Raw genomic sequence first — 15,203 nt, forward strand, 5'->3', positions numbered from 1 at the left:
ATATAAAATTAATTTATAGGAATTGTAACCAAATTTTTAATTTTTTATAAGTAGGTGAACACAATAAAACCAATCTGTGTAAAGAAAAGTAAAATCGCCCAAACCCTCTTCACTCTTGCCTCTTGCCTTTTGCCTTTTGCCTCAAGCCTAGTGCCATAACGACGATTTTCAATGCTAACCTACTTACAAAATCTTAACTGTTTTAACTGTCCTTGCATTCTGCTTGAAAGTATGGGAAAAAGAAAGGAGAGCGTGTTACCCATTACACAATTATTTGCTTAAATTATGATATTGCCAGTTTTGCTACTCAGGGAGAGTTCAAATTTGACAAATTTAAGCTCGATGAATCCTCATCAATTAAAAAATAAGGAACAATGAGGTCTTCAAGTAATCAGTCTTATCGCATTGTTGCTATTCCAGGTGAAGGAATTGGACCAGAAGTTGTGGAAGTTTCCCTACAACTTTTGCAACAAGTAGCTAAACTGCAAGGGTTTACATTGCAGGTAGATTATGGTTGGCTGGGGACAACAGCCTTAAAAAAATTTGGTAGTTACTTTCCCCCAGCCACAATAGAACTATGTAATGGATCTGATGGAATTGTCTTTGGTGCAGTTACCCAAGGTGGACTGCTAGAACTACGAAAACATTACGACTTTTTTTGCAATCTGCGTCCCATTCGCATTGTTGATAGTTTAATCAATAAATCTAGCTTACGTCCAGAAAAAATTAAAGGACTAGATATACTCGTCATTCGAGAATTAGTCAGTGGGATTTATTTTGGATCTGCTGGACGTGGTTCAGATGAAAAAGGGGCTTATGGCTATCACACCATGCTGTATTACGATCATGAAATACGGCGAATTGCTCGTCAAGCCTTGCAAAAAGCCCAACAACGTCGAGGAAAACTAACAGTAGCTCATAAAGAAAATGCTTTACCTAATTTACCTTGGACTCGTTTAGTACAAGAAGAAGCAAGCCAGTTTCCTGATGTTGCTGTAGAACCAATGTTAGTGGATAATTTAGCCATGCAAATGGTGACGAATCCCCAAAGATTTGATGTAATTTTGGCCAGCAATTTGTTTGGAGATATTCTCAGCGATATTGGTGGTGCTTTAGTGGGGTCTCTAGGCTTATTGGGTTCAGCCAGTCTCAATGCCGATGGATTTGGATTATACGAAGCAATTCACGGTACTGCCCCAGATATAGCAGGTAAAGGAATTGCTAATCCTTTAGGAACTATTGGAGCTTGTGTTTTAATGCTGGAACAGTGGGGGGAAAATAGAGCCGCCCAACTCATTATGGCAGCGCAGGATCGAGTTTTAGCTCAAGGATATCGGACTGCGGATTTATCTCCTCAAGGCTCAGAAATATTAGTCAATACCGAACAATTAATACAGCTTTTATTAGCAGAAATTTATAATTTACAAAATACAGAAATGGGGGTGCTGCATGAATAATATAAATAAACAAGTTTTAAATTTAGGGGATGATATTAATACTGATGATATTATTCCTGCCAATCGAGCTACAACTTATGATCCTGATATTTTAAAACAATATGCTTTAGAACATCTGATAGGAGTAGGAGAGTTATTAAAATACAATGTGATTGTCGCCGGAGAAAATTTTGGCTGTGGTTCTAGTCGAGAAATTGCCCCTGTTGCCCTTAAAGCTGCGGGAATTGAAAAAATTCAGGCGCGATCATTTGCAGAAATTTTTTATCGCAATAGTATTAATATTGGACTAAATTTAGAAATTTTGGGGGAAAAACAGGAAAATCCTGTAGTTAGTGCGATCGCCCAAGCAGGTGGTTTAATACCTTTTAATCATCAGCGTCGTCAGGGAAAAATTACCACTCCTAAAAGCTTAACTTCTCAACGACCAATGACTTTAGTTGAAAAACTCCTAGCTAAAGCATCTGGTAATGCTTATGTTCGTCCTGGAGAAGTAGTTTTTGCCCAAGTTGACTTAGCCCTATCCCATGATGCGGTAGCAGGACCCGTAGCCACAACATTTTATAAAAACTACGGACAAGAAGCAAAACTGTGGGATGCTCAACGGGTAGTATTAGTAGCAGATCACTTTATTCAAGTTAATGACATTCGCAATGATCATAAAGCCAATGTCATGTATCAAGAAATGATTGACTTTGCCAAAGAGCAAGGATGTCATTTATTTGATATAGTTTCTCCCGGAGAAGCAGCAGGTATTTGTCACGTCTTACTACCAGAAAAAGGATTTGTCCGCCCAGGAATGATCATTGCTGGTACAGATTCCCATACTTGCACCTACGGCGCATTAGGGGCTTTTTCCGCCGGTGTGGGAACTACAGACATGGCCAATATCTATGCTATGGGGGATATGTGGATTCGTGTTCCACCAACACTGGTATTTGAGTTATCTGGAACTCTACCCGCCCATATCAGTGCTAAGGATATCATTCTGTTTATCCTGGGACAAATTGGTTGTGCTGGTGCTACCAGTAAAGTCATGGAATTTAGAGGGTCAATACTCGAACAAATGCCCTTCGATGAACGCGTGACTCTTGCTAATATGGCCATTGAGTGTGGTGCAATATGTGGTGTAATCGTTCCTGATCAAACAACCCGCAATTATGTAAAAAGTCGATCTGATCAAGAATTTACAGAAATTATTGGCGACCCTGATGCTGAGTATGAGAAAATATACAAATGGGAACTCAGTAATCTAGAACCGCAAATTGCCCGTCCTCCCAAACCAGATCAAGTAGTACCTATTAGTCAGCTAGAAGAAACCCCCATTACGAAAGCCTTTATTGGTTCTTGTACAGGAGGTAAATTATACGATTTGGCTCAGTCCGCCGAAGTTTTACAGGATCGCCGAGTCGCAGATGGTGTAAACTTATTTATTGTTCCTGCTTCCGTAGAAATTCGGGAAAAAGCAGAAGCATTAGGATATATGGACATTTTTACCCAAGCAGGAGCAACTATTCTTAAGTCAGGTTGTGGTGCTTGTATCAATTCGGGAATTGGCGTTTTAAACAAAGAAGAAACAGGTGTTTATGCAACCAATCGCAATTTTAAAGGGCGCAGTGGCGATCCTACAGGGAAAAATTATTTAGCTTCTCCCCGAACGGTAGCCATTTCCGCAATCAAAGGCAAAATTAGCCATATTCTTGATGAAAAATCAAGTTGCTAAATACAGGTTAAATAGATTAGGAGGGTGAATTTTATCTAACTTAGTCACAATTATGAAATCTGTTTATGAGTTTACAATAACTCCAATTTCATACAACTAAGAAAATTAAAAACAACAATATCAAAAGGTTAGGTGATTAAGTGGATGGAATTGTGAAACAACTTGCCGGTTTCGGTCTTCCTGGAAGCATTCTCTTGATTTTAGGATTTGCATCAGCAGGTAGTAATGCTGCCATTGTTGCCGTGCTAACAGCAGCAGGAGGACCATTTGGTATCCTTGGCGGTATAGGTTTACTGGGTCTGACAAAGGTGATAGGTGATCTCATTGCTGATTACGGAATTGAAGGTATTCTTAAAGCCGTCTATTCAGAACGCAGCAAAACCGAAACTTTGCGATCGCTACTCTACGAAATTCAAGATCTACCAATTTGCGAGGAGTTAAAAATGAAATTGCAAAATCATCTAAAATTAGAAAGTAAGAACTATTTACCATCTCTAAGAACCGTGAATATATCCTTTGTAAAAATAGAAAACAGCCAGATTCTTGATTAACACCAAGAGTTTGAGCAGTACATATCAAAATCATATTTTAGCTATCAATTCATTAGCGGATTGTAGTCCCCTCCCCTTGTGAAGGGGAGGGTTAGGGTGGGGTAAAACTGTGATAAAAATTACAGGATAATACTTTTCGTTTCCACTAACAATATTTAAGGATCTTAGATCATGAACATCGACGAAATCGCCAAAAAACTAGCTGGGCTAGGTCTTCCTGGCATAATTCTTGTAGTCTTAGCAGTTGCATCAGCAGGTAGTAATGCCGCTATTGTTGCAGCCCTAACAGCAGCAGGAGGACCCCTTGGTATCCTTGGAGGTATCGGTTTACTGGGGCTAGTAGGAGTTGTAGGAGATACAGTAGGCGCGTATGGAATTGAAGCTATTCTCAAAGCAGTTTATTCAGAACGGACCAAAAACGAATCTATAAGGGCGCTCGTCAAAGAAATCAATGATTTACCCATTTCCGACGAGCTAAAAACACAATTAACCACTCACGTAGAATCAGCAACCCATACAGCGACAGAATCAGAAGTGAGTGAAGAACCAAGAACAGTAGAAATTGTTGATGAAGATGAAGAAGTCGCAGTAGAAGCATAATTTCATGCTTAAATTTGATGACATTCTCAAACAAATGCCATTAAATTAAAGGGTTTTTGAAACTTCTACTTTTCCAACGTCCAGAACTCCCAGGTACAGAAAATCTCACCAAAATCAAATAAATCAGGATGAGATAAAAAATGGCCTCTGAGTCCGATTACACTAGATGAATCTCTCATAGGCCATTTCTATAACACCAGAAAACTTGGTCATAATTCTAGAATACTTTACCTAAAAATAGATAAATTTTCCTGGAATACAATCTGAAATACAAAAATCAAGCTTATTAAGCTTAAATTAAAAAACAAGTAAGTATTAATTATTTACCACCTTAGTAAAATCAGCAATTTACATACAAAAATCATGGAAGAAATGGTGATTAACTCAAATAGTTATCTGGAAAATTTGCCCGTTTTAACCGAACAGGAAAAACATCAAATATTGGTGGAATGGAATAATACCACAGTAGATTATCCTCAACATTTGTGCATCCATGAATTATTTGTAGCACAAGTAGAAAAAACTCCAGATCATATTGCTGCTATTTTTGATGGGCAAAAACTTACTTATCAAGAGTTGAATCACCAAGCCAATAAAGTAGCTCATTATTTACAATCTTTAGGTGTAGGAACAGAAGTTCTAGTAGGGATTAGTGTTGAACGTTCCCTAGAAATGATCGTCGGGCTATTGGGAATTCTCAAAGCAGGTGCAGCTTATCTGCCACTAGATCCCACATACCCCAAAGAGCGGATATCGTTCATGCTTGCAGATTCCCAAGTACAAGTTTTATTAACCCAGCAAAAATTTGTGCAAGGCTTTGCTGAAAGTAGTGTAAAAACAGTTTGTTTAGATCAAGATTGGGAATTGATTTATCGCCAAAATCAAGAAAATCCTACTAATAATGTAACAGCAGAAAATTTAGCTTATGTGATTTATACATCTGGTTCTACAGGCACACCAAAAGGAGTCCCTGTAACCCATCGGGCGGTTAATCGCTTAGTATGTAATACAAACTATGTCCAGTTTACAACCACTGACCGCACAGCCCAAGCTTCTAATACCTCATTTGATGCAGCCACCTTTGAAATTTGGGGTTCACTATTACATGGGGCTACCTTAGTCGGTGTGCCTCAAAACGTTCTGCTTTCACCCCTAGATTTTGCTGACTACATCAGTGAACAAAAAATTAACATCTTATTTTTAACCACTGCCTTATTTAATCAATTAGCTAACATTGTTCCTCAAGCATTTAAAGACCTGCGATACTTATTATTTGGTGGTGAAGCTGTAGATCCAAAAACAGTTAAAGCAGTTCTGATCAATGGCGCACCTCAGAATTTATTGCACGTTTATGGACCAACTGAAAGTACAACATACTCCTGTTTTTATCCAGTAGAGGATGTACCAGCAGGTAGCACAACATTACCCATTGGTCGCCCCATATCCAATACACAAATATATATACTTAACGAGCAACTACAACCTGTTTCCGTGGGTACTCCAGGGGAAATATACATTGGTGGCGATGGTTTAGCGCGAGGCTACCTCAACCGTCCAGAGTTAACAGCAGAAAGATTTATTTCTCATCCATTTCATCATCCAAAATCTCAAATCCAAAATCCAAAATTGTATAAAACAGGGGATTTAGCGCGTTACTTACCAGACGGTAATATTGAATTTGTGGGGCGAGTTGATAACCAAGTTAAGATTCGCGGTTTTCGGATTGAACTAGGAGAAGTTGAAGCGGCTTTAAGTCAACACCCAGATATACAACAAGCTGTAGTAATTGTTCGGGAAGATGTTCCTGGTGATAAACGGTTGGTTGCTTATTTTGTAGCTGATAGCGCAAGCGCTGACTTGTCAGATCAAAAATCCCCACTCACCGCCACAACCTTAAAAAACTTTCTCGAAGACAAGCTACCCGCTTACATGATTCCAGCCGCTTGGATGATGCTGGACTCCTTACCCTTGACCCCCAATGGTAAAGTTGATCGTCGTAGTCTGCCAGCCCCCGCTCGCACACGCCCCGATTTCGAAGAAACTTTTGTTGCACCCCGTAACTCGATTGAAGAACAGTTAGCGACTCTCTGGACTGAGTTATTAGGACTAGATGTAGTGGGAGTCAATGATAACTTTTTCTGTTTGGGTGGTCACTCTCTGATTGTGACGCAAATGATTTCTCGGGCGCGGGAAATTTTCTCAGTTAATATATCTTTTGCTCAAGTATTTGCTAACCCCACCATAGCTGCTGTAGCTGAACTCATTGCCCAAGGTGGTGAAGAAACCCAATGGGAACGCCCCACTATTCAACATATTTCCCATGCAGGAATTGTACCAGTTTCCTTTTCCCAAGAGCGCATTTACTTTGTTTATAAATTAGCACCAAAAAATAGCGCTTACCAATTCCAGTCCACAATGGACATTAGAGGCAATCTGGATGTTGAAGCGCTACAACGTTCTCTAGATGAGATTGTCAGGCGGCATGAAATCTTCAGGACAACTTATCAAGAGGTGAATGGTAGGCTGTATCAAGTAATTCACCCCCATCCAGGAGCCGCTTTGAGAGTCGTTGATCTGCGGCCAATTCCTGAACCTGAGCGACAAATACAGGCACAAAAGTTAGCACAGGCTGAAGTTCTCACACACCTAGACCTAACCCAACTACCAATAGTGCAATGGGCGGTATTTCAGGTGAGCGAACAGGAATATATATTCACTCATGTGGAACATCACATGGCGCATGATGGCTGGTCATTTAACGTCTTTTTAAGTGAGTTGGTAACACTGTATGCAGCTTTTTCTGCGGGTAAACCTTCACCATTACCGGAATTAAGTTACCAATTTGCCGACTTTGCCACTTGGCAGCGTGAATGGGCGCAAACAAAAGAAGCTCAAGCCCAATTAGTTTATTGGCAACAAAAGTTAGCAGGTATTCCCCCGTTATTGGAATTACCTTACGATCGCCTACGTCCCCAAGAGCAAACCTATCATGGCGAAAACGCGAGGATGGAATTGCCCGTTGATTTGTGCGAATCTCTGAGAGTTTTCAGTCATCAGGAAGGTGCAACCTTATTTATGACAATGCTGGAAGCTTTCATCATTCTCTTGCACCGTTACATTGGCCAAGATGATATCTTTATTGGGTCTGCGGTTGCCAATCGCCGGATGCACCAAATCGAAAATATGATGGGTATGGTTGTTAATAACTTGGTGTTACGCACCGATGTTTCCGGTAATCCCAGCGTGCGGGAATTGCTCGACCGGGTGCGCCAAGTGACAATGGAAGCTTATACTAACGAAGATGTACCCTTTGATAAAGTGGTAGAAGCGATTAGACCGGTTCGTAACCTCAGTCATAATCCGCTATTTCAGGTGATGTTTAGTTTCCATAACTCCGCCAAACCCTATTTAAAATTCCCTGGCTTTGACTTCACCTTGCATGAACCAGCTAATAACAAATCTGCCAAGTTTGATCTTGACTTCTTAGTTATCCCCAGGTTTGAACAAAGTGTACAGTCCGGTGCAAAAACAGGAGCAAAAGGAATTACCCTGGTTTTGGAATATAATAGCGACTTGTTCGATGCTGAAACTATCGAAGCAATGCTAGAGCAGTATGAACAGGTATTAATTGAAATGCTCGCCAACCCAGCCGCAGGAATTGGTCAAATACCTCTGTTGACTCCATCTCAACAAAGATTGCTAGGGGAATGGAATCAAACAGACAGGGGAGATACACAAAATCAGTGTATCCATAAGTTATTTGAACTGCAAGTAGAGTTAACACCGGATGCGATCGCTCTAAAGCAGAATGGGCAAAAATTAACTTACCGAGAATTGAGCGATCGCGCTAACAAAATTGCCCACTATCTGCAAAGTTTAGGAGTCAAACCCGAAACCTTGGTTGGTATCTGTGTTGATCGTTCCCTAGAAATGATTGCTGGTTTACTGGGGATTCTCAAAGTTGGTGGTGCTTACGTTCCCATTGATCCTGCTTATCCCCAAGAACGCATATCTGAGATGATCGTAGATACCCAACTCAGTATTTTACTCACACAAAATAGATTCCAAGAGAAACTGACAGGTTATACCAGCAAAACCATTTGTTTAGATACAGATTGGGCAGAAATAGCTTCCCAAAGTACAGCCAACCCAGTTAGTGACGTTCAACTCAATAACCTGGCATACATTATTTATACCTCTGGGTCTACGGGTAAACCCAAGGGGGTAATGATAGAACATCGTTCATTGTTGAACTTTGTTACCACTGCTATTAATGAGTATGGCATCAATGCTCAAGATCAGGTTCTACAATTTGCCTCTGTTTGTTTTGATACATCCATAGAAGAAATCTTCCCCTGTCTTGCTGTTGGTGCAACCTTAGTGTTACGCACCGAAGAAATGCTCAACTCCAGCGATGATTTTTGGCGGTGTTGTCAAAAATGGCAGTTAACAGTTTTGGACTTACCCACAGCATACTGGCATCAATTAGTAACAGCACTAAATCCCCAACATTCCCGTATTCCTGGAAGTTTGAGAACTGTGATTATTGGTGGTGAAGAAGTCCACCTAGAAAAAGTGCAACATTGGCATCATTGCGTAGCGCATCTTTCCCAACCGCCTCAATTATTTAACAGTTACGGACCCACAGAAGCAACAGTAGTCACCACCTTAGAACGCCTCACTCCAACCAATACTGCTGTGAGCATCGGTAAACCCATTAGTAATGCCCAAGTTTACGTTTTAGATCAAAATCAGCAACCCGTACCGATAGGAGTTCCTGGGGAATTACACATTGGGGGAGCAGGACTAGCAAGAGGATATTGGCAACGTCCTGAATTAACTAACGAGAAATTTATTGAGAACACAGAAGGAAATCGCCTATATAAAACTGGGGATTTAGTCAAATTCAGAATAGATGGTAATTTAGAATACCTGGGACGAGTTGACAATCAGGTAAAAATTCGGGGTTTTCGGATTGAGTTGGGAGAAATTGAGACAGTATTAAGACAACATCCTCAAATATCCCAAGCTGTTGTCATTGCCCATCAAGAAATTACCGGACAAAAGCGACTAGTGGCTTATGTTGTACCGCAAAACCCCTCTCCAAACCTCTCCCCTACAAGGAGAGAGGCTTCAGAAATTCACCCTTCCCTGCAAGGGAAGGGGGCTAGGGGGTTAGGTTTTTCCAATAACGTGGATGAAATTCGTCAGTTTCTCAAACAGAAATTACCAAATTTCATGATTCCGGCAGCGTTCATGGTGCTAGATAGTATACCCATGACACCCAACCAAAAGGTAGATTATCGCGCTTTACCAACACCTGATTTTTCTCGCAGTGATGAAGATAAATTTGCAGCACCACGCACACTGATAGAAGAAAAATTAGTGGCGATTTGGTCAGAAGTGCTGAGAATAGAAAACGTTGGCATTCACGATAACTTTTTTGAACTAGGTGGGGATTCAATTCTCAGTATTCAGTTAATTTCTAAAGCGAATCAGGCCGGTATCCAAATTGCCGCTAAACAGTTATTTAAGTATCAAACCATTGCGGATTTAGCGACAGTAGCGGGTACGACTCGCCAAATCAACGCCGAACAAGGTTTAGTAACTGGTAAAGTTGGTTTAACACCCATTCAAAAATGGTTTTTTGCACAGAAATTACCAGAAATCAATTACTTTAACCAGTCAGCATTGTTAGAAGTTCCTTCAGACTTGCAACCTGAGTTATTGCTGGAAGTGGTACAAAAACTTTTGGTACATCATGATGCTTTGCTATCGCAATTTGTACAGGAAGGGGAAAACTGGCAACAAATTCACACCGATGTCCAGGCAACTGTACCATTAAGTATCTTTGATTTATCGCACTTGTCACCAGCAGCACAGGAAACAACAATAAAAGCTAAAGATACACAACTCCAAGCTAGTTTGGATTTAGCCACAGGAGAAATTGCCAAAGTTGCATTATTTCAATTAGGCAAAAATCAACCAAATTGTTTACTATTCATTATTCATCACTTAGCAGTTGATGGAGTGTCTTGGCGGATTTTATTGGAAGATCTAGCCACAGCTTACCAACAAATAAGCCGGGGACAGGCGATAAAATTACCTGAGAAAACAACATCTTGGCAATATTGGAGCTATCGCTTAACAGAATATGCCCAAACCCAAGCTGTGAAAGAGTTAGATTACTGGGTAAATCAATCTAATATTTCCACCAAAACATTACCAGTAGACTATCCTGCGGTTGCGGAAAATAATACCTTAGCTTCAACTGCATCTGTGTTATTGGCGTTAAATGAACAACAAACCCGCGCCCTGTTACAAGATGTACCTTCTGCCTACAATACCCAAATTAATGATGTTTTATTGACAGCTTTAGTACAGAGTTTTGCCCAGTGGACAGGAGAAAATTCTTTACTAATAGATTTAGAAGGACATGGAAGGGAAGACTTATTTGAGGATGTAGACCTTTCAAGAACTGTAGGTTGGTTTACAACTTTATTCCCTGTGGGTTTAGAAATTCCAGAAAACCAACCAGGGGAAGCCTTAAAAGCAGTCAAAGAACAACTAAGAAGCATTCCTAACAGGGGTATAGGTTATGGTGTATTGCGATATTTAAATGCAGACACCAGCATCCGCGAAAAATTAGCTTCCCTACCAGCACAAGTTAGTTTTAACTACCTGGGACAATTTGATCAAGTGCTGAAAGCATCATCAGTTTTAGGTGAAGCTAAAGAATTTAAATCAGAACAAAGTGGATTAAATCGTCGTAGCCATATATTAGGAATTAGCGGCTTGATTCGGTCTGGGAAATTAGAAATGACTTGGGCATATAGTGATAAAATTCACAAACGAGACACTATTGAAAGGTTAGCTTCAGGATTCATGGAAGCATTAACAACCCTCATAGATCACTGTCAATCAAAAGACGATCAAAGCTATACCCCATCTGATTTTTCCGCCGCTAAACTCAATCAAAAACAGCTAGATAAATTCCTAGCCAAAATTAACAAGAAGAAATAAAGAAATAGGAAGATGGGGAGATGGGGAGGTTAATAACCCAGTCACCAGTCCCCAATCACCAATCACCAATCACCAACTCAGAGGTAGTTTTATGCAAAGTATCGAAGACCTTTATGAACTTTCACCCATGCAGCAAGGGATGTTGTTCCATACCCTTTATGCACCAGAATCAGAAGTCTATTTTGAGCAGTTACTTTGCATCCTCTCTGGGGAGTTGAATTTTTCCGCATTCCAAAAAGCTTGGGAACAAATTGTAGCCAGACATTCAATATTACGCAGTGCTTTTTTTTGGGAAGAAATAGAAAAACCCTTGCAAATAGTCAATAAGCAAGTGGATCTTCCCTGGGAAAAATTAGATTGGCGACATTTAACAGGTGATGAGCAACAAAGGAATTTAGAGGATTTTTTGGTGAGCGATCGCCATAAAGGATTTGATTTAAATCAAGCTCCCTTAATGCGTTTTACCATCATTCAATTAACTGAGAATACCTATCAATTTATTTGGAGTCATCATCATATTCTTTTTGATGGTTGGTCAATGCAAATTATCATCAAAGAAATTTTAACTTTGTATGAAGCAAATCAACGGGGTGAATATTTAAGATTGTCACCAGTTAAACCTTATAAAGAATATATTGAATGGTTGCAACAGCAGAATATTGAACAAGCTAAACAATTTTGGCAACAAACACTACAAGGTTTACAAACACCTACTATTTTAACTGGTAAAAAAGGACAAGGAATATATCAAGAAAAACGTTTTCAATTATCTCAAACGGTAACTGAAAAATTGCAAACTGCGGCACGACAGCATCATTTAACATTAAATAATTTAGTCCAGGGAGCATGGAGTTTATTAATTTCCCGCTACACTGGCGAAAAAGATGTAATTTTTGGTGCAACTGTATCCGGTCGTCAACCTGTATTAGAAAACATAGAATCAATGGTGGGATTATTAATTAACACCATTCCCACCCGTGTAAAAATTGATAATCAAAAAGAAATATTATCTTGGCTGCAAGAACTACAAACTCAAGCCATAGAACAAGAACAGTATAGTTATTTTTCCCTGGCAGAAATTCAACAATTAAGTGATATTCTCCCAGGGATGCCATTATTTGAAAGTTTGTTAGTCTTTGAAAATTATCCTGTAGATTCCAGTAAAAAGGACACAAAAAAAACCTTAGAAATTAGTAATTTGAGTTGTTTTGAAAGAACAAACTACCCATTAACCATAGTCATTAATCCTGGTTCACAATTAGGAGGTAGATTTGTTTATGATACTAGCTGCTTTGATGAAGCAAGAATTAGCCGCATAATTGGACATTTCCAAACATTGCTCACAAGTTTTTCTGAAAACTTACAACAAAATATTTCACAAATATCTTTACTTAGTGCAGCAGAAGAACAAGAATTAATACTTTTAGAGAATCATCAAAATCAAGACAATATTAATTATCAATGTGTTCATATTTTATTTGAAGAACAAGTACAGAAAACACCTGATAATATTGCTGTTATTTACAAACAAGAACATTTAACTTATCAACAATTAAATAACCGTGCTAATCAATTAGCAAATTATTTAAAATCATTAGGAGTTAAACCAGAAACAAGGGTAGGAATTTGTGTTGAGCGTTCTTTAGAAATGGTAGTCGGAATACTCGCTATTCTTAAAGCTGGTGGTGCTTACGTTCCTTTAGATCCAGCCTATCCTACTGAAAGACTAACTTTCATGCTGGAAGATGTACAAACATCCATTTTACTAACACAAACTCATTTACAAAATAGACTACCAATCAATCAGCAAACTGTGGTGAATCTTGATACAGATGCGGAAATTATCGCCCAATATCCAGCAGATAATTTACCTAGTGAAGTCACTCCAGAAAACTTAGCTTATATTATTTATACATCAGGTTCAACAGGAACACCAAAAGGAACAGAAGTTCCCCATCGTAGCTTTATAGGTTTTATGTTTGGGGTTGATTATATTCACCTGGATGAAAGCCAGAGTTGGCTACAACATTCATCAATTTCTTGGGATGGACTCACCCTAGAAATGTGGACACCATTGCTTTATGGCGGACGTTGTGTACTTTATCCAGAAAAAATTCCTACAGCAGAAAAATTAACCCAACTTATTCAAGAACAAAAAGTTAACACTCTTTGGTTAACTTCCACCTTATTCAATTTGATGATTGATACAATACCACAAGGTTTATTAGGCATTAAACAACTGCTGATTGGCGGAGAATCATTGTCTATAAATCATGTGCGTCGTGCTTTAGAACTATTACCAAAAACCAAAATTATCAATGGTTATGGACCTTCAGAATGTACAGTATTTATTTGTTGTTATCCAATTCCTCAACAACTTGCTGAAAATGTCCATTCCATTCCTATTGGTAAACCCATCGGTGATAGAACAGTTTATATATTAGATACTCATTTACATAGAGTTCCTATTGGTGTTCCTGGTGAACTTTATGTAGGTGGTGCGAGTGTAGCTAGAGGTTACTTAAATCAACCAATATTAACCAGTGAAAAATTTATTTCTAATCCGGTTATTGCCGGAGATACACTTTACAAAACAGGTGATTTAGTTCGGCGTTTACCTGATGGGAATATAGAATTTATCGGACGAATTGATACACAAGTAAAACTTCGCGGTTTTAGAATTGAATTAGCAGAAATTGAAGAAGTTTTAATTCAACATCGTGACATTCAACAAGTTGTAGTAATTGCGCGGGAAGATGAACCAGGTAACAAATTATTAGTAGCTTATTTAGTAGCACAAAATAATGTACCAACTCCCAGCACCTTGAGAAACTTCCTCAAATCAAAACTGCCAGATTACATGATTCCTGCTGCTTTCGTATTTCTAGAGAATTTACCCCTAACTGCTAATGGTAAAATCAATCGCCGTGCTTTACCAGTTCCTGATACTTCTCAAAGAAATCTAGAAGTTGATTTTGTTCTACCTAGCACCGATACAGAACAAGAATTAGCAGATATTTGGACAGAAGTTTTGAAATTAAAACAAGTGGGAATTAACGATAACTTCTTTGAATTAGGAGGACATTCCTTAGTAGCTACCCAAGTAATTTCTCGTTTAAGAGAAGTCTTTTTTCTAGATTTTCCTTTGCGTTATTTGTTTGAAAATCCAACTATTGCTGAACTTGCCCAAAAAGTTAGTGAACAACAACTTAAGCAAGCAGAAAGTGATGAACTAGCCAGGATTTTAGCAGAGGTAGATGAGCTATCAGAAGAGGAGGTGATACAGCAATTAATGTTGTGATAATTAGTTGTAGCAATTTGATTTAACTCAATAAAAAATTCCCAGAACTAAGAATATGTCAAATACTATTACCTTATCGAATATTGCTGCCAAAAAGAAATTGATAGTTACTTTATTTTTTGCTGTTGATTCCTCAGATTGGAATTTACTCAAAAATTGCTTCGACGACAATATTATCTATGAACGTCCTGGTTATCAGCCTTTTATTGGTCTTGACAAAATGCTAAATTTTTATCAATATGAGAGAGTTATTGTCTCTGGTCAACATTACATCGAACATATTGCGGTTGACAATAATCATGGTGCTTGCTGGGGAAAATTTATTGGTGTACATAAAAATGGCTCTCCTATTAATGAGCGTTTTGCTGACGTTTATTCCTTTGAAAATGGCAAATTCAAAACTCGACGCAGCTACTTCTTTAGACCAGCAGTATAAATTAACAAAATCTCTCATATAGCCACTAAATTAATTGTAAAATACCTTACTTATCTGTGTACTCTGTGCCTCTGCGGTATACCTTACGGCACGCTACGCGAACGATCAAAAATAA

7 protein-coding genes are annotated in these 15,203 nt (G+C 38.8%); all 7 read left to right on the plus strand.

Features of this window, described 5'->3' with window-relative positions:
* Window positions 1–374: 374 nt before the first annotated feature.
* The gene (leuB, locus tag AN490_RS04420) at window positions 375–1,457 is read left to right on the plus strand and encodes an isocitrate/isopropylmalate dehydrogenase family protein (protein WP_300000357.1); all 1,083 of its coding nucleotides are present in this window, start codon (window positions 375–377) and stop codon (window positions 1,455–1,457) included.
* A complete protein-coding gene (locus AN490_RS04425) occupies window positions 1,450–3,177 on the plus strand; it encodes an aconitase/3-isopropylmalate dehydratase large subunit family protein (protein WP_300000359.1) in 1,728 nt (575 codons plus the stop codon). Before leuB ends, AN490_RS04425 begins: the two co-directional genes overlap by 8 nt.
* 140 nt (window positions 3,178–3,317) lie before the next feature.
* On the plus strand, window positions 3,318–3,728 hold the full coding sequence (locus AN490_RS04430) for a hypothetical protein (RefSeq protein WP_300000362.1): 411 nt from the start codon (window positions 3,318–3,320) through the stop codon (window positions 3,726–3,728).
* A gap of 177 nt (window positions 3,729–3,905) precedes the next feature.
* Entirely contained in the window at window positions 3,906–4,328 is a 423-nt protein-coding gene (locus tag AN490_RS04435) for a hypothetical protein (protein WP_300000407.1), read from the plus strand.
* A gap of 363 nt (window positions 4,329–4,691) precedes the next feature.
* Window positions 4,692–11,351, plus strand: coding sequence for a non-ribosomal peptide synthetase (locus tag AN490_RS04440; protein WP_300000364.1), 6,660 nt, complete (start codon window positions 4,692–4,694; stop codon window positions 11,349–11,351).
* A 91-nt stretch (window positions 11,352–11,442) separates the two neighbouring features.
* Window positions 11,443–14,652, plus strand: coding sequence for an amino acid adenylation domain-containing protein (locus AN490_RS04445; RefSeq protein WP_300000366.1), 3,210 nt, complete (start codon window positions 11,443–11,445; stop codon window positions 14,650–14,652).
* A 55-nt stretch (window positions 14,653–14,707) separates the two neighbouring features.
* Window positions 14,708–15,088 (plus strand): nuclear transport factor 2 family protein, encoded by a 381-nt coding sequence (locus tag AN490_RS04450; RefSeq protein ID WP_300000368.1) that lies wholly within the window; start codon window positions 14,708–14,710, stop codon window positions 15,086–15,088.
* Window positions 15,089–15,203 lie beyond the last annotated feature (115 nt).

It is taken from the genome of Anabaena sp. AL09 (assembly GCF_001672255.1).
Classification (GTDB): Bacteria; Cyanobacteriota; Cyanobacteriia; order Cyanobacteriales; family Nostocaceae; genus Dolichospermum; species Dolichospermum lemmermannii.

Excerpts from the sequence above, each read along its gene's own strand:
- AN490_RS04440 (WP_300000364.1), top strand. The coding sequence starts at position 4,692 with ATGGAAGAAATGGTGATTAACTCAAATAGTTATCTGGAAAATTTGCCC.
- AN490_RS04445 (WP_300000366.1), top strand. The coding sequence starts at position 11,443 with ATGCAAAGTATCGAAGACCTTTATGAACTTTCACCCATGCAGCAAGGG.
- leuB (WP_300000357.1), top strand. The coding sequence starts at position 375 with ATGAGGTCTTCAAGTAATCAGTCTTATCGCATTGTTGCTATTCCAGGT.
- AN490_RS04450 (WP_300000368.1), top strand. The coding sequence starts at position 14,708 with ATGTCAAATACTATTACCTTATCGAATATTGCTGCCAAAAAGAAATTG.
- AN490_RS04425 (WP_300000359.1), top strand. The coding sequence starts at position 1,450 with ATGAATAATATAAATAAACAAGTTTTAAATTTAGGGGATGATATTAAT.